Source organism: Allobosea sp. UC22_33 (assembly GCF_042700715.1).
Lineage (GTDB): Bacteria > Pseudomonadota > Alphaproteobacteria > Rhizobiales > Beijerinckiaceae > Allobosea.
Genome location: NZ_CP170556.1, coordinates 2,044,283 through 2,063,039, shown reverse-complemented (window position 1 = coordinate 2,063,039; position 18,757 = coordinate 2,044,283). Strand labels below are relative to the sequence as shown.

Genomic DNA, 18,757 nt, shown 5'->3' with positions numbered 1-18,757 from the left:
CGTTGTTCCGTTGGAGGCTCAAACAGCCGGACGCAGCTTGCGGACCTCGTCGTCGCTGGGCAGGTATTTGGCGCCGTCGCGATAGCTCCAGTCGACCATCACGCCCTTGCCGTTCTTCTGCGCGCTCTTGCCGACATAGGCGCCAAGCGTCGACTGGTGGTCGATCTTGCGGAATTCGATCGGGCCGAAGGCCGAGCCGAATGTCAGCCCCTCGAAGGCATCGACCAGCTTCTCGTTGTCGGTGGAGGCGGCCTTCGTCAGCGCCGCCGCGATGGCCTGCACCGTCTCGTAGCCGACGACCGAGCCGAGCCGCGGATAGTCGTTGTACTTCGCCTTGTAGGCGTCGCGGAACTTGACGTGCTCCGGGGTCTGCAGATCGGCATGCGGATAGCCGGTGATGATCCAGCCTTCCGGCGTCTCGGCGCCGAGCGTGTCGAGATATTCCGGCTCGCCGGTCAGCATCGAGACGACCTGGCGCCCCTCGAACAGGCCGCGCGTGTTGCCGGCGCGGACGAAATTGGCGAGGTCGACCGCGAAGGTGACGTTGAAGATCGCCTCGGGCTTAGCGGCCTCCAGCGCCTGGACGGTGGCGCCGGCATCGATGCGGCCGAGCGCCGGGAACTGCTCGGCGACGAAGGTCACGTCGGGGCGCGCCTTCAGCAGCAATTCCTTGAACCATTTCACTGCCGACTGGCCGTATTCGTAGTTCGGCGCGACGATCGCCCATTTCTTCGCCGGGAGCTTGGCCGCTTCCTCGACCAGCATGGCGGCCTGCATGTAGGTCGAAGGCCGCAGGCGGAAAGTGTAGCGGTTGCCCTTCGACCAGACGAGCGCATCGGCCAGCGGCTCGGAGGCGACATAGAGCCGCTTGTTCTGGTTGGCATAGTCGGCGAGCGCGAGGCCGACATTGGAGAGGAAGCCGCCGGCGATGATGTCGACCTTCTCGGCGGTCGCGAGATCGGCGGCATGGCGCACCGCGTCCTCCGGCTTGCCGGCATCATCGCGGAAGACGGTCTCGAGCTTGCGGCCGAGCACGCCGCCGGCCGCGTTGATCTGCTCCTGCGCCAGTTCCCAGGCCTGCCGATAGGGTTTCAGGAAAGCGGGCTGCGCGGTATAGGAGTTGATCTCGCCGATGCGGATCGGCCCGGCGCCCTGGGCGCGCGCGAGCGAGGGGACGCCGAGGGCGAGCGTGCCCGCGACGAAACTGCGACGATCGATCTGCATGAGGGGTAGTCCTTCGCCTCGCTGCGGCTGCAATCCGCGCCGATACCGCTCGCACCGGATCGGGCGAAGCGGATTTCATATGCATACATATGAGTTAGCAAATCCTGACGCTTGTCAATCTGCCATTCTTGCAATGCAGCAGATGAGCAGACGACTGGCGGCAGCTCGCGCAGCCTTACGCGAATCGGCCCAAAATAGTTGATTTCATTGGAGAAACAGGCCGCCTAAAAATAAGTCAGCGATGCTGCCCTTTTGCTCTTGCGAACTGGCCGGAGCTTCCTTAACTAGATTGCAGCGCAGCAGAGATGTTGCGCCGCCCTCCTTGGGCGTTTCCTCCCTAGACTTGGGCTGCGCTTCCGGCGTGGCCCTTTTTTCTTGTCGGGAGTCGGGCGTTCACCAGCGCCGGCCGTAGCCCCATGGCCCGCCAAAGGAGGCGTCGAAGCGGTCGAAGCGATAGCGCCGCTCGGCCGCGCGATCGAGGTCGAGCTGCAGCAGGCAGTTCGAGAAGGCCTCGCCCGGCGCGCGGAAACCGAAGGAGCGGCAGCGCTGCTCGTCCATGGCCCGGTACTCGGCCTCCGTTGTGACGCAGCCGCCCAATGCGAGGGCCAGCATCGCGCCGGCGGCAAGCCTGATGATCGTCACCGTGCTTCTCCTCTCGCTCATGACCGTTCTACGCGCGGACGATAGCTCCGGTTCCCGTGCCAGCCTAGCGCGAGAACTTGATCGGCACGCTCAGCGAAATCGCTCCGCCGCCGAGACCGTCCGGCGGAGCCGGGACCGGGCTGGCGCGACGGATCATCGAGACCGCCTCCTCGTCCAGCGCCGCATCGCCCGAACCGCGGACGAGCCGGGCCGAGAGCACGCGACCGCCGCGATCGATGCTGAAGGCGACCTGGACCGTGCCGGGGCTGGCGCCGCCGGGGAAGCGCTTGTAGCGGTTCAGATGCGCCATCAGCGAGCCGCGCCAGCTCGCCGTCGCGGCCGGTGACGGCGAGGACGCGCCGGAATTCGGAGCAGCCGCGCGTGGAGCCGTCTGCGCCTGTGCCACCGGCGCCGAGGTCTGCTCGGCTTTCGGCTTGTCCGGGCGGATCGGCTTCTTCTTCTCGGCGACCTTGGGTTTCGGCTTCGGCTTGGGCTTCTCCGGCGGAGGCGGCTTCGGCACCTCCTTCGGCGGAGGCGTCAGGATGGCCGCGGCATCCGGCAGCGGCGGCAATTCGGGGATCTTGATCTCGGGCTCAGGGATCGCGACAGGCTCCGGTTCCGGGGGAGGCGGCTCGATCTCCTTGGGCTGCTCGACCGGCTCGGGCGGCGGCGGTTCGGGCTCCGGCTGCGCCTCGGCCATCTCGGGCCCGGGCGCGACCTCCTGCGGAGGCGCTTCCGGCGCGACGGCGAGCGGCGCGAGCTCGATCATCACCGCGGCGGGGGGCGAACCCATCGCCGCCTCGGCGCGCTGCCAGTTCGCGATGACCCAGCCGGCCGTGCCGTGGGCGCTCGCGACGACGAGCGCGGCGAGGCTCCAGCGCAGGGCCGCCGGTGCGAAACGGGAAAGCGACGGGCGCTCCAGGCTCATGGCTTCGGCCCCGCAGCAGCCCCCTGCCCGGTATCCTCCAGACCGACCAGCGCGATCTTGAGATAGCCGGCGTTGCGCAGCAGGTTCATCACATTCATCAGCTCGCTATAGGCAACGCTACCATCGGCGCGCAGGAAGACCCGCTGCTCGCGGTCGCGGTTCGTCTTCTGGTCGAGCGCCGTCTGCAGGGCCTCGCGCGGCACGGGATCATTGCCGAGCGCGAGCGTGAGATCGCCCTTCACGGTCAGGAACATCGGCGTGTCCGGCCGCGGCTGCGGCTGGGCGTTCGAGACCGGCAGGTCGACGGCGACATCGACGGTCGAGAGCGGCGCCGCCACCATGAAGATGATCAGCAGGACGAGAATGACGTCGATGAACGGCGTGACGTTGATGTCGCTGACCTCGCCAAGGTCGCCGTCCTGCGGCTCCTTGAGGGAAACGCCCATGGCTCACTCCGCCGGAACGAGCGGCGCAGAGACCGCGCTTGCAGCCGAAGCCGAGGATGCCGAGGCCGAACGCGGAGCCGGCGCTACGGCGCGCTGGCGGCGCTCCAGATCGCGCGAGAGATGGCGCAGGATCTCGCCCGAGGCATCGGAGAGCGTGGCGCGGTAGCCGGTGATCGCGCGGGCGAAGACGTTGTAGATGATGACGGCGGGGATGGCGGCGACGAGGCCGATCGCGGTTGCCAGCAGCGCCTCGGCGATGCCCGGCGCGACGACGGCGAGATTGGTCGTCTTGGCCTGGCTGATGCCGATGAAGGAATTCATGATGCCCCAGACCGTCCCGAACAGGCCGACGAAGGGGGCGGTCGAGCCGATCGTGGCGAGCAGGCCGGTGCCGCGCGCCATCGAGCGGCCGGCGCGCGCCTCGATCCGCGAGAGCGCGATGGCGACGCGCTCCTTGATGCCGTCCTCGCCGAGATCGGCCGAGCGGCGGGTTTCGGCAAGCGCGGCCGAGAGTAACTGGCCGACGGCGCCGCGCAGCTTGCCGTTCTTGCCGGCAGCGGCGCCGGCGGCCGCGCTCAAGTTCTCGGCGGCCTCGATGCGCCGCAGCGCCCGGCCGGCGGAGCGCTTGGCGGCCGCGAGTTCCATCGCCTTGGCCAGCCAGATCGTCCAGGTCACCAGCGAGGCGAAGGCGAGCCCGAGCATCACGCCCTTCACGACGATGTCGGCCGCCATGAACATGCCCCAGGGCGACAGGTCATGCGGCAGGGTCGCGGTCGCGGCCGGAGCGGGAACCACAGGCGTCGCCGGGGTGCCGGACGTCAGCGGCGGATGGGCGGCGCTCGGCGGGTTGATGCCGAGCTGGGGCAGAGCCGGCGGCAGCGGATTGGTCGGAGTTGTGGGCAGGGTCGGAGAAGCCTGCTGACCGGGGGCGGCTTGCTGTGTCGGCGCTGCGGGCTGAGCCTGCGCCGTCGGCGAAGCGGTGTCGGCCGGCGCCTGCGCCTGCGCCACCACCACGGACAGGCTCATCGCAACAAGAGCCAGACGGAACGCACACATCATCACCAATCAGCCTTCTCTGGAGGAGTGCCACGCCCGGCTTTCGCCGGCTCAACGGCCTGCCGCCCGGCACCTGGGAGCCGGCAGCTTCCTCATTGGAATCATTACAAAAAAAGACTTGCAGCACCGATGCTGCATATGCGATACGCCTGTTCGAATCGTGCGGGCATGTCAAGAAAAAGCGGCTCGCCGGGCATGGCCCCGAATGAGCTTCTGCCGCGCGAAATCAGGCCTGCCCGCGTTCCCGGGTGGCCCTCACATATCCGCTATTCGATGGATGCAGGGCGCCGCCGCCGCGGCGACCGGGTGCGACCGTCAGCCCTGCTCGGGCCGGTCGATCTCGGCCTGCAAGGCAGCGAGATGCGTCGCGGCGGCCTCAGTCGCAGCCTGCTCGACCGCGCGGAAGCGCAGGATGAGCGCTTCGCCGAGTGGGGTGAGTTGCGCGCCGCCACCGTTGCGACCGCCGACCTGGCGCTCGACCACCGGCTTGCCGAAGAGCACGTTCAGCTCCTCGACCAACTCCCAGGCGCGCCGGTAGGACATCTCCATCGCCCGGCCGGCGGCCGAGATCGAGCCATGAGTTCGCGATATTCTCGAGCAGCGCGATCTTGCCGGGGCCGATCCTGCCCTCGGGGTCGAGCTGGATGCGCAGGCTCAGCGAGGGCACCGCGGCCTCAGGAGGCTTTGGCGAGGGTCGCCTGCCCGCCTTCGCCGCAGGCGGCGAGCCAAATCGCGGCGATGCGCTCGATACCGGCCTGGTCGTCGGCGTCGAATCGCGCCGGCGACGGGCTGTCGAGATCGATCACGCCGATGACGCCGTCTCGGCCATGCAGCGGCACCACAAGTTCCGAGCGCGAAGCCGCATCACAGGCGATATGGCCGGGGAAGGCATGGACATCCTCGACCAGCATCGATTTCCCCTGCGCGACCGCCGCACCGCAGACGCCCTTGCCGACGGGAATGCGGACGCAGGCCGGCTTGCCCTGGAACGGGCCGAGCACCAGCTCGCCACCGCGCATGATGTAGAAGCCGGCCCAGTTCAGGTTCGGCATCATCTGGAACAGCAGCGCGGAGGTGTTGGCCGCGTTGGCGATCGGGTCGCTCTCGCCGGTGAGCAGGGCTTCGAGCTGCCCGGCGAGCTCGCGATAGAAGTCCGGCTTGCTGCCGGCGGCGATGCTGCGTGCCTCGAACATGATCCTGACGCCTCGCTCGCGTTCGCTCTCGAAATCCAGCGCCGGTTCCTACCACCATCCTCCCGGCCGCGCCATCGAAGAGGCTCCTTCCCCACCCCCGGCGGATTGTGCCAATCCTCCCCGCGCCAGCCTGAAAGGAATCGGTCTTGAGCGAGGGTCTCCGGCGAATCCGCATCGCAGCCGCCCTGCTGATCGACGCGCGCCAGCGGCTGCTGCTCGTCCGCAAACGCGGCACCGCCTGGTTCATGCAGCCGGGCGGGAAGATCGAGCCCGGCGAAGAGCCCTTCGATGCCCTGCGCCGCGAGTTGCAGGAAGAGCTTGGTCTGGAGGTTCCGCCAAGGGCTGCGCGCCATTGCGGACGCTTCGCAGCTCCGGCCGCCAACGAACCCGGCTTTATCGTCGAGGCCGAGCTCTTCACCCTGCCGCTCGACAGCGAACCGAAGCCCGCGGCGGAAATCGCCGAGATCGCCTGGCTCGAACCCGATACGGCCGCGACGCTTCCCCTCGCCCCACTGACGCGCGATCACGCCCTGCCGCTCTGGCGCTCCATGCTCACGGAGACATCCCGATGAACGACCTGACTTCGAGCCCGCGCCGCGCCGATGGCAGCGCCGGCGATGCCGATTACGGCCGCATCGGGCAGGGCTATGCCTCCTATCGCCAGCCCGAGCCCGCCATCGCCGCGTTGATCGAGGCGGCGCTCGGCCCGGCTCGCCGTATCCTCAATGTCGGCGCGGGCGCCGGGTCCTACGAGCCGCGCGGCCGCGACATGACCGCGGTCGAGCCCTCCGCCGCGATGCGGGCGCAGCGCCCGGCCGATATCGTCCCGGCGATCGATGCCACGGCGGAGGCCCTGCCCTTCCCCGACGGCCATTTCGACGCGAGCATGGCGACCTTCACCGTGCATCAATGGCAGAATCTCGATGCAGGTTTGCGCGAGATGCGCCGCGTGACGCGCGGGCCGGTCGCGATCCTGTCCTGCGATCCCGAGCTGGTGCAGGCCTTCTGGCTCGACCATTACGCGCCGGATGTGCTGGCGACCGAAGCGCGACGCTATCCCTCGCTCGGCCATATCGGCACGGTGCTCGGCGGCGAGGTCGAGATCGTCGCGGTGCCGATCCCGCTTGCCTGCCGCGACGGCTTCAACGAGGCGTATTACGGCCGGCCCGAATTCTTCCTCGATCCCGGTGCGCGCTCGGCCTGCTCGGCCTGGAGCTTCGTCGACGCGGCGCGGAACGCCGCCTCGATCGAGACATTGCGCCAGGACCTGGAAACCGGCGCCTGGGATTCCTGCTACGGCTTCCTGCGGCAGCAGCCGAGCTTCGACGGCTCGCTGAGGCTCGTCATCGCGCGGCCCTGAGCCCGCCGACTTTACACCAAACCACGCCGTCATCCCGGGCCTGGCCCGGGATCCATCGTCAAGCGCCGGGCCTCATGATGGATCCCGGATCGGCGCCGCTTCGCGGCTTGTCCGGGATGACGGTGTGTTTCCGTGAGAAACCGTCATGCTCCTGGCCAACAGCAGAAGGGCCGGGTCTCCTGCGAGAACCGGCCCTTCGAAACGAACTTCCCTCGCTCCGGCATGGATCCCGGGTCACGCCCGGGATGACAGCGCGGTTCCGAGAGGAATTCCCGGGGCCTAGAACGGGATATCGTCGTCCAGATGGCTGGAGGACGAGCGCCCGCCACCGCCGCTGCCGCCGCCCGACATAGCCGGCTGGCGCGAACCGCCGCCACCGCCGCTGCCCATCGCGCTGGAGCGGCCGAACGAGCCTCCGCCACCGCCCGAGCGCTCCTCGCCATAGCCGCCGCTGCTGCCACCGCCCTCGCTATACTCGTCGCCGCCGCCCTGGCGGCTGTCGAGGATGGTGAGCTCGCCGCGGAAACGCTGCAGCACGATCTCGGTGGTGTATTTCTCGACGCCGGACTGATCCTGCCATTTCCGGGTCTGAAGCTGGCCCTCGATATAGATCTTCGAGCCCTTCTTCAGGTATTGCTCGGCGACCTTCGCCAGGTTCTCGTTGAAGATCACCACCGAGTGCCACTCGGTGCGCTCCTTGCGCTCGCCGCTCTGCTTGTCGCGCCAGGTCTCGGAGGTGGCGATACGCAGATTGACGACAGGCTCGCCGCTGCCGAGTCGGCGCACTTCGGGATCGCGCCCGAGATTGCCGACCAGAATGACCTTGTTGACGCTACCAGCCATGACAGGCTCCATTTCCTGCGCACTTCACACAAACCGGCCTCTTGACCGGAGCCGAACCCTATCGGCCGATTGAGGCATTATCAATGATGTTCTTGTTTTGTTCAAGGGTCTGATTCGAGGTTGTCCCCCGCTGATTCGGCCACGCTTCAGCGATGAGGGTGTCGGGCGCCGAGGGTCGCCTGCGCCATCCGGTCGAGCAGCACCGCGAGCAGGACGATGCCGAGCCCGCCGACGAAGCCGAGGCCGGGATCGGCCCGCTGCAGGCCGAGCAGCACGACCTCGCCCAGCCCCTTCGCGCCGATCATCGAGGCGACCACGACCATCGCCAGCGCCATCATGATCGCCTGGTTCAGCCCCTGCAGGATGGTCGGCCGGGCGAGCGGCAGTTCGATCAGCCAGAAGGCCTGCCTCGGCCGGAGGCCCAGCGCCCGCGAGGCCTCGACCAGCCCGGCATCGACGCCGCGCAGGCCGAGCTCGGTCAAGCGCGCGAAGGGCGGCAGCGCGTAGATGAGCGTCGCGACGAGGGCCGGCGCGCGCCCGAGCCCGAGCAGCATCGCGACCGGGATCAGGTAGACGAAGCTCGGGATGGTCTGCATGAGGTCGTAGAGCGGCGCGAGCGCCCTCCCCAGCCGCGGGCTGCGCGCCGCCGCGACGCCGAGCGGCAGGCCCAGCAGCACGACGAAGAGCACGGCGACGGTCACAAGCGCGAGCGACTGCATCGCCTCGCCCCAGACGCCAAGCCCCGCCAAGGCCAGTGGCAGAACCGCCATCGCCAGAGTGAAGCCGATCCGCCGCGTCGCGAGCCAGGCTCCGGCCGCGATGGCCAGCACGAAGGCCGGGACCGGGACATGCTGAAGCAGCGTCTCGACGAGGCGAACAGGCGCCGTCAGCGCCGCACCGACGCCGTCGAGCCTGTCGCCATAGCCCGTGACGAGGGCATCGACCGCCCGATTGACGGCACCTTGCAGCGCCTTGCCGAGATCCGGCACCAAAGCGGTCGTCACAGGCTCGCGGCGACCTTGCTGGCGATGTCGGCCGGCAACCACTTCTTCCAGATATCGCCCTGCGTCTTCAGAAAGACCAGCGCCTGCTGCTCGGGCGTGACGCCCTTCTCGCGCGCCTCGGCGAGCATCTTCGAGGTGACGTCGCTGGTCGTGCCATAGCTCTTGAAGAAACTCGCGAGTTGCGGCGCCTTCTTCGCCAGATCGATATTCGCGCCGATCACGACCTTGCTCGTCGGATAGGCGGTGGCGCGCTTGGGATTGTCGCTGGCCTTGAGCTCGGCCCAGACGCTCGCATCGAAGGGTGCTTCCTCCAGCTTGACGAGATCATAGGCGCCGAGCACCCAGCTCGGCCCCCAGTAATAGAACACGACCGGGCGCTTGCGCTTGAGCGCGGCCTCGATCGCGGCGACCAGCGCCTCGCCCGAGCCGCCGCGCGTATTGGTGAAATCCTCGGCGAGCCCATAGACCGCGAGCTTCTTGGTGTTGATGCCCTCGCAGACCCAGCCGGCGACGCAATTGTAGAAACGCCCCTTTCCCGGCTCCTCGGGATCGGCGAACAACGCCTTGTAGCGCTTGAGGTCCTGCGGCGTCTTCAGGTCCGGCGCCTTGGCATCGGGCCCCGAGACCAGATAACGCGGCACGAACCAGCCCTCGCTCGCATCGGGGAACGTCGTGCCGAGCGGCTCGACCTTGCCGGCCTCGGCCGCCTTCACCCAGGCATCGACCGGGTTGGCCATCCAGATCTCCATGACGATGTCGACATCGCCGCGCGCCAGCCCATTGACCAGCGGGGCGACCACGCCCGGAACGCGCTCGACCTTGCAGCCGAAACCACGCTCGGCGATCGCGCTGGCTACGGCAGTGTGGAAAGCCGCGGAATCATAGTCGAGCCCGGCCATCTTCAAGGGCCGGTCGAGTTCGCAGGCCATGGCCGGCGCGCCGAGGCCGAGGCCGAGCGCGAGGGTTGCTGCTCCAAGAAGGGCTTTCATCATCGTTGCTCCCCCGATCTTTCATGGCTGGCGCCGCCGGGCCGGTGGCGCGGGCGGTTCGCGCTGAAACGCAGAACCGGGCGAATTGATCCGCGATCCCGGCCGCTCGCGATCGAGCATCGCGCATCCGAGGCGGCGAGGCGATGCCGGCCCCTGTCAGGGGCCGTCAGGACCGTGCGGGCCGCCACGCCCTGCTGGCTATCGGCCGCGGTAAGGCACGCCGCCCTCCCACCGGGACTGCCAGTGCGACATAAACCGCGCCGCGATATCCGGCATGTCGCGGATGACGACGACATTCTCCGAGTTCTTCGTCTCGGCGGATGGGGCATAGTTGAACGATCCGGTCTGGACCGTGCCGCCGTCGACGATGATCGTCTTGTCGTGATGGAGGTGGAAGCGGTCGTTCGTGCGCAGTTCCACGCCGTGACGCGCCACGAAATCCATCGCGGCCCTGCTGGCCTTGCCCTTGTTCCGATCCCGGTCGACGACCACGCGAACCGCAACCCCGCGTTTCTTCGCCGCCACCAGAGCATCCATGACGTCTTGCGCCTGGAAGGCATAGGCGAGCACCTGAACACTGCGCCTAGCCTCGCCGATCACCTTCAGTACCAGTTCGCGCGCCGACCCGTCCGGTGAAAAGCCGACCTCCACACCGGGCGCGGCCTGAGCTGCCGGAGAGAAGACCAGCATCGCCGCCAGGCCGAAGATGCGGATCGTTTTCATGACGGCCTCGCTTTCCGATTGCCGTCCCATGGAAAGCGAAACGCATCGACGGTACAAGACGGGCCCGGTCCGACAGGACCAAGCCGCCGATCTTGTGCAACAGGACGCTCCCGCCGTGACTGCCGATAACCGCCTCGTCCTCTCCAGCGACCACGCCGCCATCCCGCTCCGGCAGGCCATCGCCAGGCATGTGGCGGCCCTGGGCTGGGACGTGGTCGATATCGGCCCGACGACGCCTGAGAGCACGCCCTATCCGAAGCACGGCGAAGCCGCGGCGCGCATTGTCGCCTCCGGCGATTGTCGGCTCGGCATCATCCTGTGCGGCACAGGCCAGGGCATCATGATGGCCGCGAACAAGGTCAGGGGCATCCGCTGCGGCGTCTGCTCGGACACCTTCTCGGCCCGGATGATCCGGGAGCACAACGACGCCAACATGCTCTCGCTCGGCGCCCGCGTGGTCGGCGAAGGGCTGGCGCTGGCGATCGTGGACGCGTTCCTCTCCGCCAAGTTCGAAGGCGGCCGGCATGCGACGCGGGTCGAGATGATTTCGGCGCTGGAAGGGTAGCTCTGCCAGCGCCGAACGCTGGCTGGACAGGCCCGCATGCGCGCCGCAAGATGGCGCATGCGGTTCACCAAATGGGACTACATCGCGTTCCCGTTCCTCGCTGCCCTCGGCATCGGGGTGTTCTACGGTGCCATCCGCCTCGTCGGCTATTTCGGGCTCGGCGTCGTGGGCCTCGTCATCGTCTTCATCGTTGTCCGCATGGACCTGGAAAAGGACGGTCCGAGCGGCGTCGATCCCTCGGTCATCGCCGAGCAGTTCAAGGCCCGCGACCGCATGTCGAGAGCCGAGAAGGCCGATCTGCTTGCGGCGCAGCGAACCCGGCTTCAACCGCAGTTCGTTGCGCTCGTCGTCGGCACCGCCTTCGTCATCCTCGGGTTCGGGATGCACTTCCTGCTTTAGGACTTGTCCTCGTCAGGGCCAGACGGGTGCGCCGTCCAGCCCCGCGGTTTCCGGCAGACCGCAGATCAGGTTCGCATTCTGCACCGCCTGCCCCGCCGCTCCCTTGCCGAGATTGTCGACCACGCCCATCGCGATCACCAGATCGCGCTCCGGATCGGCTGCATAGCTGACGAAGGCGAGGTTGGAACCGGTCGCCCATTTGGTCTGCGGCGGCTTGTCGGTGACGCGGACGAAGGCTCGCCCGGCATAGAAGCGTCGGGCCGCGTCCAGGCACTGCTCCGTGCTGGCGCGGCCGCGGCAGTAGATGGTGGCGAGGATGCCGCGGGTCATCGGCACCAGATGCGGCGTGAACACCAACCCGGCCGCGCTGCCGCCGCTCAATCGCTCGATCGTCCTGGCGATCTCGGGCATGTGGGTGTGCCGGAGCAGGCCGTAGGGGATCAGGTTCTCGTTGCTTTCGGCGTAGCCGAACTTGCTGTCGCCGCCCCGGCCGGCACCGGAGATCCCCGTCTTGACGTCGACCACGATATGGCCGGGTTCGATCAGCTTGTCGGCCAGCAGCGGCGCGAGTGCGGTCAGCGTCGCGGCGGGGAAGCAGCCGGGATTGGCGACGCGGCTCTGCCCCTCGATCCGGGCCGGCCAGATATCGGCGAGGCCATAGGCCCACCCCTCGACATAGCGGTGGTCGCCGCCGATATCGACGATCTTCACCTCCCTGGGAACGCGCGCGAGCGCCTCGGCCGAGGCGCCCGTCGGCAGCGATGCGAACAGCACGTCGAGCTGCGGCAGGGCCGCAGGGTCCCATTTCGCAATGACCAGATCCGCCAGCCTGGCCGGTACGCCGGGGAAGCGATCGACCAGACGGCTGCCGGCGCTGCTCTCGCCCGCGGCGTAGACCAGCTCGAAAGACGGGTGGCTCGCGATCAGGCGCAGCGCCTCGCCGCCGCCGAAACCGCTGATGCCGACAATGCCGACGCGAATGCTCATGGTGATGTCCCTCTGGGTTCAGGAAACAGAAAACCCCCGGAGCCGAGGGCTGCGGGGGTTCAGGAACGCGGGTCGGGGCCGCTCCGGCGGTGGGACCTACAATGAGAAAGTCACCGCACGGAAGCACACTGATCGACGCGCAGCCCGAAGAGCCGCCGCTTGGATGCAGCGACGTCGGCGTCGATAAAGGTTCCGGTTAACGAGCATGACCGCAACATTGTCGCGACTGCCCTTCAATCGTCAACCGAGGTGACCGCTTTTGTGTCCGCAGTTGCGGCAATTATCGAGACACGCCCGACGCCTCACTCCTGAGGGCCGGTGATGTAAAAGCCGAAGGCCGAAGCGCAGGCCAGAACGACACTGATCTCGAGCAAGCCCATTGTTCCCTCCTCACTCATGACGGGAGCAGAACTGTTCGACGTTCGATGTTGTTCCTCGGTATGTGGAACCGCCCCTCAAGCTCGATCGGGCGCTTCGAGGCAAACGGCCCTTGGCCAGCTTACCTTGCGTTAACTGATGCCACCTCACAATTCCCTACAAGGAGGGTGCGACATGCCAGAACGGCGAAAGCATCATCGGGTTTCGGTCCGGTTGAACGCGCGATTTTTGCTCCAGGATGGCAGCGAGCATTCTGCGGAAACGATCGACGCCTCTTTGAGCGGCATCAGCTTCCGATCGCGCGCGGTGCCATATCGAGGCCAGCGCGTGGTGGCCTATGTCTCGGATCTCGGCCGCATCGAGGGAACCGCAACCCGGGTCTCCAAGGAAGGTTTTGCGATCTCCGTCTCGGGGACCCGTTATCGTAAAGACAAGATCGCCGGCGCGCTGACCTGGGCAAAGCTGGAACAACTCGGCGGGCGCAGTGCAGACCGGGTTGTGCCGACGGTCAAGGAAGGACGGCTGTTCACGAACAACGCCCTTCACTCGGTCGAGATTCTGAATGTTTCAACAGGCGGAGCCGCAGTGAGATCGGCTGCCTTCCTGCCGCTGGGGACCACTGTGCGCCTTGGCGACCAGCCTGCGATCGTGCTGCGGGTGGAGAACGGCACTTACGCCCTTGCGTTCGAGAAGGAGCTCGATCCAGCCGCCGTCAACGTCGACATTCGCTTCGATTGAACGCCTTGCCGTGGCCGTTTGGGCGAGCGGCGAGGACACTGCGGCACAGCACCTTGACACGCGATGATGCGCAGGCGTCACAATCGTGGGAGACCTTGGCTGCAAGCGGAGCCGTTGGAAGACGCGCCGTGCGCTTTCGGGGTGCAACGAGGGAATTCGCCATGCTCAAACGCTATCTCGCCCTGGCATTCCTGCTTCTCGGACCGGTCGGCTGCGTCACGCAGGACAGCGTCCCCCGCGCCAGAGCCGATGGGCCGGCCTATATGCAGCCCGGCATCGGCGCCCCGACCCGCCAGACGGATTCGTTCGGCACGCTTCGCTAGGTGCCTGCCGGCGAACCGCAGCGTCGCGACCGGGGAATGCCCGTTCCCGAAGCCCAACAAAAAACCCGGCAGGCCAAGCCTGCCGGGTCATTGATTGCAAGCCGTCGTAAAGCTTAGCCGCGCGGCGCGAACGCCTTCAGCGTGGCGGCAGCCAGAGCCGACTTCAGGACGGCGCCGAGGATGAAGGGCACCGCGCCGAGCGCGATCGCCTTGGGCAGGCCGATCAGCACGGCGAGCCAGGCCACGCCGATCACCAGGCAGAGCACGTTGCCGGCGAGCATCGCGGCAAAGGCGAGGCCGATGCGGCTGCCGTTCCAGCCCTGCTGCGCCAGCCAGCCGGTCAGGGCCGCGGCGAAGGGGAAGGCGAGCAGGTAGCCGCCGGTCGGGCCGGCGAAATAGGCCGCGCCGCCGACGGCGCCGGCGAAGACGGGCAGGCCCATGGCGCCCTGCGCCAGCCAGGCGATGACAGTGACCGCGCCGAGGCGCCAGCCATAGAGCGCGCCGACCAGCGTGACCGCGAAGGTCTGCATCGTCATCGGCACCGGATACATCGGCACCTTGATCTGCGAGGACAGCGCCAACAGCAGGCTGCCGACGATCACGGCGCCGGCCTGCCAGGCAAGCGAGCGGCTTTCCAGCCGCAGCGGGCTGAACGGGCGGCTGAGGGCAAGATCGGTCATGGTCACTCCTGGGTCGCGATCAAAATTATCTATAATTTCGATCTTTGATCTATGATGGAGTCCATATCCCGGCGAAAAAGGCAAGCGCGCTTCGTTGCGGTGTCCCCGTTGGCCCAAAATCACGTATCAGGGCAGTGCGTCATTCTCGGGCGTAGCGGAGCGAAGACCCGAGAATCTCTTGCCGGAAGAAGCATGGGGAGCCCTCTTCGGCAGGAGATGCTCGGGTCAAGCCCGAGCATGACGGCCATGGCATGTGCATGTTTACGGAACCCGCATTCGCAGCTTTGGCGCGCCCCTCAGCCGACGATGGCGAAGGCCCCGCGCGTCGCGCCCGACGCGGTGCGAACCGGCCGCTCGCCGATCCACTGGGCGTGCCGCGCCAACGTCGCGATCGCGGTTTCCAGATCGCCATTGCGCAGGGCGTTGAGGATGGCGCGATGGTCGTGGTCCGTGCGAGCCTCCCATTCCGAGCGCCAGGCCGAGAACAGGAAGCGCGCGCTGGCGGCATGGAGATCGTCGATCGTCGCGAGCAGGCGCTTCATGCCGCAGGGCGCGACCAGCGTGCGGTGAAAGCGGCGATTCGCCTCCTCCCAGGTCCGGACATCGGTGGCGGCGTCGCAATCGCGCCGCGCCTGCTCGGCCTTGTCGAGGATGGCGGCGGTGAGATGCGGCGCGGCATGGCGCAAGGCCAGCACCTCCAGCGCCGCGCGCATCGCCGCGACCTCCTTCACCTCCGAGAGGTCGAAGGAGGCGACGCGGACGCCGCGGCGCGGCTCGCCGATCGCCAGCCCCTGCGCCTCCAGCCGGCGGAAAGCCTCGCGCACCGGGACATGGCTGGTCTCGAATTCCGCGGCGATATGATCCTGCCGCAACCGCGTGCCGGGCTCGATCGTTCCGGCGATGATCCGCTCGGCCAGGGCTCTGGCGATGCGGACGGCGATGGTGTCTTCGGCAGGCTTCGTCATGATTTATAGATAATTCGAGCGCACGGCGGAGTCGATTGCGATCGGCCGGATCATCCCCATATCGAGCCCTCGCCGATCCTGACATTTCCTGTCAGGAAGACGGCAGCAGCCGGGACGGCTGCGTGCTATTCATGCCGGGCAGATTGCCGCGAGGCTGGAAAGGCCCGGCATTTGCCTTACATCTAGCGCTTCACCGCAACGGACGCCCCGATGGCCCGCAAGACCGAATCCGCCGCTGCCCAGGCCGCTGCGCTGGAAGACATGTTCGACCGCAACCGCGCGGCCGATCCGAACAGCCGCGCCATCACCGTGCGCGGCGCGCGTGAGCACAATCTCAAGAATGTCGACCTCGCCATTCCCAGAGACAAGCTCGTGGTGTTCACCGGCCTCTCCGGTTCGGGCAAGTCCTCGCTCGCCTTCGACACGATCTATGCGGAAGGCCAGCGCCGCTATGTCGAGTCGCTCTCGGCCTATGCCCGCCAGTTCCTCGAGATGATGCAGAAGCCCGATGTCGACCAGATCGACGGGCTCTCGCCGGCGATCTCGATCGAGCAGAAGACGACCTCGAAGAACCCGCGCTCGACCGTCGGCACGGTCACCGAGATCCACGACTATATGCGCCTGCTCTGGGCGCGCACCGGCATCCCCTATTCGCCCGCGACCGGCCTGCCGATCGAGAGCCAGACCGTCCAGCAGATGGTCGACCGCATGACCGAGCTGCCGGAGAAGACGCGCGGCTACCTGCTCGCGCCCGTCGTGCGCGGCCGCAAGGGCGAGTTCCGCAAGGAGATGGCCGACTGGCTGAAGCGCGGCTTCCAGCGCGTCAAGGTCAATGGCGAGTTCTACGAGATTCCGGACGCGCCGCCGCTCGACAAGAAATTCAAGCACGACATCGACGTCGTCGTGGACCGCATCGTGATCCGGCCCGATCTCGGCGCCCGCCTCGCCGACTCGCTGGAGCAGGCGCTCGAGCTGACCGACGGCATCGCCGTCTTCGAATATGCCGACGAGAAGGAGGAGAACGGCGAGGCGAAGCGCGTCACCTTCTCCTCGAAATTCGCCTGCCCGGTCTCCGGCTTCACCATTCCCGAGATCGAGCCCCGGCTGTTCTCGTTCAACAACCCGTTCGGCGCCTGCCCGGTCTGCGACGGGCTCGGCCACGAGATGCGGATCGATCCGGACATGATCGTGCCGGATCACTCCCTCACCTTGAAGAAGGGCGCGATCGCGCCCTGGGCCAAGTCGACCTCACCCTATTACGGCCAGACGCTGGAAGCGCTCGCCAGGCATTTCGGCTTCTCGATGACCAAGCCCTGGTCGGAACTGCCGGAGAGCGCGCGCAAGGCGATCCTGTTCGGCACCGGCAGCGAGCCCGTTCGGATGGCCTATAACGACGGCCTGCGCAGCTATGAGGTGAAGAAGCCCTTCGAGGGCGTCATCACCAATATGGAGCGGCGCTGGAAGGAGACGGAGTCGGACTGGGCGCGCGAGGAGATCGGCCGCTTCATGTCCGAGACGCCCTGCGCCGCCTGCAACGGCTATCGCCTGAAGCCCGAGGCGCTGGCGGTGAAGATCGACATGCGCCATATCGGCGAGGTCTCGAAGCTCTCGGTCAAGGACGCGCTGGACTGGGTCACCAACCTGCCGTCGCGGCTGTCGAAGAAGCAGAACGAGATCGCCCCGCGCATCCTCAAGGAAATCCGCGACCGGCTGACCTTCCTGCTCGATGTCGGCCTGGAATATCTGACGCTCGCCCGCGCCTCCGGCACGCTCTCCGGCGGCGAGAGCCAGCGCATCCGGCTGGCGTCGCAGATCGGCTCGGGGCTGACCGGCGTGCTCTATGTGCTGGACGAGCCCTCGATCGGCCTGCACCAGCGCGACAACGAGCGCCTGCTCGGCACGCTGCGCCGGCTGCGCGACCTCGGCAACACCGTGATCGTGGTCGAGCATGACGAGGACGCGATCCTGACGGCGGATTACGTCGTCGATGTCGGCCCCGGCGCCGGCATCCATGGCGGCGAGATCGTCGCCAAGGGTACGCCGCAGGACATTCTCGACGATCCCAATTCGCTCACCGGCAAATACCTCACCGGCGAGATGTCGGTCGCGGTGCCGGCCAAGCGCCGCAAGGCCACGAAGGGCCGCAGTCTCAAGATCGTCGGCGCGCGCGGCAACAACCTCCGCAATGTCGATGTCGAGATTCCGCTGGGGATGTTCACCTGCATCACCGGCGTCTCCGGCGGCGGCAAGTCGACGCTGGTGATCGACACGCTCTACAAGGCGGTGGCGCGCAAGCTGAACGGCGCGATCGACCACCCGGCCCCGCATGACCGGATCGAGGGCATCGAGCATCTCGACAAGGTCATCGACATCGACCAGTCGCCGATCGGCCGCACGCCGCGCTCGAACCCGGCGACCTATACCGGCGCCTTCACGCCGATCCGCGAATGGTTCGCCGGCCTGCCGGAGGCGAAGGCGCGCGGCTATCAGGCCGGGCGCTTCTCGTTCAACGTCAAGGGCGGCCGCTGCGAGGCCTGCCAGGGCGACGGCCTCATCAAGATCGAGATGCACTTCCTGCCGGATGTCTACGTCACCTGCGACGTCTGCAAGGGCAAGCGCTACGACCGCGAGACGCTGGAGGTGAAATACCGCGACAAGTCGATCGCCGACGTGCTCGACATGTCGGTCGAGGAGGCGAAGGGCCTGTTCAAGGCGGTGCCCTCGATCCGTGACAAGATGGAGACGCTGGCGCGCGTCGGCCTCGACTATGTCAAGGTCGGCCAGCAGGCGACGACGCTCTCGGGCGGCGAGGCGCAGCGCGTCAAGCTCTCCAAGGAACTGTCGAAGCGCGCCACCGGCCGCACGCTCTACATCCTCGACGAGCCGACCACGGGCTTACATTTCCACGACGTCGCCAAGCTCATGGAGGTGCTGCACGAGCTGGTCGACCAGGGCAATTCGGTGGTGGTGATCGAGCACAATCTCGAGGTGGTGAAGACCGCCGACTGGGTGATCGACTTAGGCCCCGAAGGCGGCGACGGCGGCGGCCAGGTGGTGGCCGAAGGCACGCCGGAGGACATCGTCCGCATCGGCAAGGGCCACACCGCGCGGTTCTTGAAGGAAGTGCTGGAGCGCCGGCCGATCAAGAAGGGCAAGACGGTCGCGAGGCAGGCGGCGGAGTAGAGGAGAAAAAAGCGAACTCCATTGCCCACGCTAACAACACACCGGGCTCTACTTCCAATTGCAAACGCGCGCCCACTGTGCAGAACTTCGCGGCAAATAAAACGCGTGGGGGCGGAATCAAGTGCGGCAGA

Annotated in this window: 20 protein-coding genes and 1 pseudogene; 7 read left to right on the top strand and 14 right to left on the bottom strand. The window is 67.3% G+C overall.

The window, feature by feature from the left end:
* Positions 1-18: 18 nt before the first annotated feature.
* The 7 genes and pseudogenes from ACFJGT_RS09820 to ACFJGT_RS09790 all read right to left on the bottom strand — a co-directional run bounded on the left by ACFJGT_RS09820 (position 19) and on the right by ACFJGT_RS09790 (position 5,489).
* Positions 19-1,224 carry an ABC transporter substrate-binding protein gene (locus ACFJGT_RS09820; RefSeq protein ID WP_199090422.1) on the bottom strand — a complete coding sequence of 402 codons (1,206 nt, stop codon included), beginning with the start codon at positions 1,222-1,224 and terminating at the stop codon, positions 19-21.
* A 393-nt stretch (positions 1,225-1,617) separates the two neighbouring features.
* Entirely contained in the window at positions 1,618-1,866 is a 249-nt protein-coding gene (locus ACFJGT_RS09815) for a hypothetical protein (RefSeq protein ID WP_377848343.1), read from the bottom strand.
* Positions 1,867-1,930: 64 nt separating this feature from the next.
* A complete protein-coding gene (locus ACFJGT_RS09810) occupies positions 1,931-2,794 on the bottom strand; it encodes an energy transducer TonB (protein ID WP_377848342.1) in 864 nt (287 codons plus the stop codon).
* A complete protein-coding gene (gene exbD, locus ACFJGT_RS09805; protein ID WP_377848341.1) occupies positions 2,791-3,240 on the bottom strand; it encodes a TonB system transport protein ExbD in 450 nt (149 codons plus the stop codon). Before exbD ends, ACFJGT_RS09810 begins: the two co-directional genes overlap by 4 nt.
* A 3-nt stretch (positions 3,241-3,243) precedes the next feature.
* On the bottom strand, positions 3,244-4,266 hold the full coding sequence (exbB, locus tag ACFJGT_RS09800) for a tonB-system energizer ExbB (protein WP_377848340.1): 1,023 nt from the start codon (positions 4,264-4,266) through the stop codon (positions 3,244-3,246).
* Between the two features lie 345 nt (positions 4,267-4,611).
* A pseudogene (locus ACFJGT_RS09795) lies at positions 4,612-4,963 on the bottom strand (winged helix-turn-helix domain-containing protein).
* A gap of 7 nt (positions 4,964-4,970) precedes the next feature.
* Complete coding sequence (locus tag ACFJGT_RS09790; RefSeq protein WP_377848339.1) at positions 4,971-5,489, bottom strand: GAF domain-containing protein; 519 nt, start codon at positions 5,487-5,489, stop codon at positions 4,971-4,973.
* A gap of 146 nt (positions 5,490-5,635) precedes the next feature.
* Here ACFJGT_RS09790 and ACFJGT_RS09785 point away from each other — a divergent pair, with 146 nt between their 5' ends.
* Both ACFJGT_RS09785 and ACFJGT_RS09780 read left to right on the top strand, forming a co-directional pair.
* On the top strand, positions 5,636-6,061 hold the full coding sequence (locus tag ACFJGT_RS09785) for an NUDIX domain-containing protein (RefSeq protein WP_377848338.1): 426 nt from the start codon (positions 5,636-5,638) through the stop codon (positions 6,059-6,061).
* A complete protein-coding gene (locus ACFJGT_RS09780; protein ID WP_377848337.1) occupies positions 6,058-6,849 on the top strand; it encodes a class I SAM-dependent methyltransferase in 792 nt (263 codons plus the stop codon). The genes ACFJGT_RS09785 and ACFJGT_RS09780 overlap by 4 nt, the downstream gene beginning before the upstream one ends.
* A gap of 279 nt (positions 6,850-7,128) precedes the next feature.
* Here the strand turns inward: ACFJGT_RS09780 and ssb are convergent, their stop codons facing one another.
* The 4 genes from ssb to ACFJGT_RS09760 form a co-directional block, all read right to left on the bottom strand.
* Positions 7,129-7,692, bottom strand: a complete 564-nt coding sequence (ssb, locus tag ACFJGT_RS09775) for a single-stranded DNA-binding protein (RefSeq protein ID WP_377848336.1) — start codon at positions 7,690-7,692, stop codon at positions 7,129-7,131.
* A 146-nt stretch (positions 7,693-7,838) separates the two neighbouring features.
* Positions 7,839-8,696 carry an ABC transporter permease gene (locus tag ACFJGT_RS09770; RefSeq protein WP_377848335.1) on the bottom strand — a complete coding sequence of 286 codons (858 nt, stop codon included), beginning with the start codon at positions 8,694-8,696 and terminating at the stop codon, positions 7,839-7,841.
* Positions 8,693-9,688 carry an ABC transporter substrate-binding protein gene (locus tag ACFJGT_RS09765; protein WP_377848334.1) on the bottom strand — a complete coding sequence of 332 codons (996 nt, stop codon included), beginning with the start codon at positions 9,686-9,688 and terminating at the stop codon, positions 8,693-8,695. Before ACFJGT_RS09765 ends, ACFJGT_RS09770 begins: the two co-directional genes overlap by 4 nt.
* 195 nt (positions 9,689-9,883) lie before the next feature.
* Entirely contained in the window at positions 9,884-10,408 is a 525-nt protein-coding gene (locus ACFJGT_RS09760) for a phospholipase D family protein (RefSeq protein ID WP_377848333.1), read from the bottom strand.
* 115 nt (positions 10,409-10,523) lie between these two features.
* Between ACFJGT_RS09760 and rpiB the strand changes: the two genes are divergently transcribed.
* Together rpiB and ACFJGT_RS09750 are read left to right on the top strand one after the other, a co-directional pair.
* Positions 10,524-10,973: a ribose 5-phosphate isomerase B gene (gene rpiB, locus ACFJGT_RS09755; protein ID WP_377848332.1), complete on the top strand. Its 450-nt coding sequence runs from the start codon at positions 10,524-10,526 to the stop codon at positions 10,971-10,973.
* A 57-nt stretch (positions 10,974-11,030) separates the two neighbouring features.
* Positions 11,031-11,372: a hypothetical protein gene (locus ACFJGT_RS09750; protein WP_377848331.1), complete on the top strand. Its 342-nt coding sequence runs from the start codon at positions 11,031-11,033 to the stop codon at positions 11,370-11,372.
* Positions 11,373-11,384: 12 nt separating this feature from the next.
* On the opposite strand, the gene argC is transcribed toward ACFJGT_RS09750, so the two are convergent.
* Positions 11,385-12,359, bottom strand: coding sequence for an N-acetyl-gamma-glutamyl-phosphate reductase (gene argC, locus ACFJGT_RS09745; protein ID WP_377848330.1), 975 nt, complete (start codon positions 12,357-12,359; stop codon positions 11,385-11,387).
* A gap of 552 nt (positions 12,360-12,911) precedes the next feature.
* Here argC and ACFJGT_RS09740 point away from each other — a divergent pair.
* Together ACFJGT_RS09740 and ACFJGT_RS09735 are read left to right on the top strand one after the other, a co-directional pair.
* Entirely contained in the window at positions 12,912-13,475 is a 564-nt protein-coding gene (locus ACFJGT_RS09740; protein ID WP_377848329.1) for a PilZ domain-containing protein, read from the top strand.
* Positions 13,476-13,636: 161 nt separating this feature from the next.
* Positions 13,637-13,798, top strand: coding sequence for a hypothetical protein (locus ACFJGT_RS09735; protein ID WP_377848328.1), 162 nt, complete (start codon positions 13,637-13,639; stop codon positions 13,796-13,798).
* A 113-nt stretch (positions 13,799-13,911) separates the two neighbouring features.
* On the opposite strand, the gene ACFJGT_RS09730 is transcribed toward ACFJGT_RS09735, so the two are convergent.
* A complete protein-coding gene (locus tag ACFJGT_RS09730; protein WP_377848327.1) occupies positions 13,912-14,478 on the bottom strand; it encodes a biotin transporter BioY in 567 nt (188 codons plus the stop codon).
* 296 nt (positions 14,479-14,774) lie between these two features.
* A complete protein-coding gene (locus ACFJGT_RS09725; RefSeq protein ID WP_377848326.1) occupies positions 14,775-15,443 on the bottom strand; it encodes a GntR family transcriptional regulator in 669 nt (222 codons plus the stop codon).
* 210 nt (positions 15,444-15,653) lie between these two features.
* Between ACFJGT_RS09725 and uvrA the strand changes: the two genes are divergently transcribed.
* Positions 15,654-18,626: an excinuclease ABC subunit UvrA gene (gene uvrA, locus ACFJGT_RS09720; protein WP_377848325.1), complete on the top strand. Its 2,973-nt coding sequence runs from the start codon at positions 15,654-15,656 to the stop codon at positions 18,624-18,626.
* Positions 18,627-18,757 lie beyond the last annotated feature (131 nt).

Bases quoted from the DNA above. Each gene is read 5' to 3' on its own strand.
- ACFJGT_RS09735 (WP_377848328.1), top strand. From the start codon at position 13,637: ATGCTCAAACGCTATCTCGCCCTGGCATTCCTGCTTCTCGGACCGGTC.
- ssb (WP_377848336.1), bottom strand. From the start codon at position 7,692: ATGGCTGGTAGCGTCAACAAGGTCATTCTGGTCGGCAATCTCGGGCGC.
- ACFJGT_RS09790 (WP_377848339.1), bottom strand. From the start codon at position 5,489: ATGTTCGAGGCACGCAGCATCGCCGCCGGCAGCAAGCCGGACTTCTAT.
- argC (WP_377848330.1), bottom strand. From the start codon at position 12,359: ATGAGCATTCGCGTCGGCATTGTCGGCATCAGCGGTTTCGGCGGCGGC.
- ACFJGT_RS09820 (WP_199090422.1), bottom strand. From the start codon at position 1,224: ATGCAGATCGATCGTCGCAGTTTCGTCGCGGGCACGCTCGCCCTCGGC.
- ACFJGT_RS09740 (WP_377848329.1), top strand. From the start codon at position 12,912: ATGCCAGAACGGCGAAAGCATCATCGGGTTTCGGTCCGGTTGAACGCG.
- ACFJGT_RS09730 (WP_377848327.1), bottom strand. From the start codon at position 14,478: ATGACCGATCTTGCCCTCAGCCGCCCGTTCAGCCCGCTGCGGCTGGAA.
- ACFJGT_RS09760 (WP_377848333.1), bottom strand. From the start codon at position 10,408: ATGAAAACGATCCGCATCTTCGGCCTGGCGGCGATGCTGGTCTTCTCT.
- exbD (WP_377848341.1), bottom strand. From the start codon at position 3,240: ATGGGCGTTTCCCTCAAGGAGCCGCAGGACGGCGACCTTGGCGAGGTC.
- ACFJGT_RS09765 (WP_377848334.1), bottom strand. From the start codon at position 9,688: ATGATGAAAGCCCTTCTTGGAGCAGCAACCCTCGCGCTCGGCCTCGGC.
- ACFJGT_RS09810 (WP_377848342.1), bottom strand. From the start codon at position 2,794: ATGAGCCTGGAGCGCCCGTCGCTTTCCCGTTTCGCACCGGCGGCCCTG.
- exbB (WP_377848340.1), bottom strand. From the start codon at position 4,266: ATGAGCCTGTCCGTGGTGGTGGCGCAGGCGCAGGCGCCGGCCGACACC.
- uvrA (WP_377848325.1), top strand. From the start codon at position 15,654: ATGGCCCGCAAGACCGAATCCGCCGCTGCCCAGGCCGCTGCGCTGGAA.
- ACFJGT_RS09750 (WP_377848331.1), top strand. From the start codon at position 11,031: ATGCGGTTCACCAAATGGGACTACATCGCGTTCCCGTTCCTCGCTGCC.
- ACFJGT_RS09725 (WP_377848326.1), bottom strand. From the start codon at position 15,443: ATGACGAAGCCTGCCGAAGACACCATCGCCGTCCGCATCGCCAGAGCC.
- ACFJGT_RS09780 (WP_377848337.1), top strand. From the start codon at position 6,058: ATGAACGACCTGACTTCGAGCCCGCGCCGCGCCGATGGCAGCGCCGGC.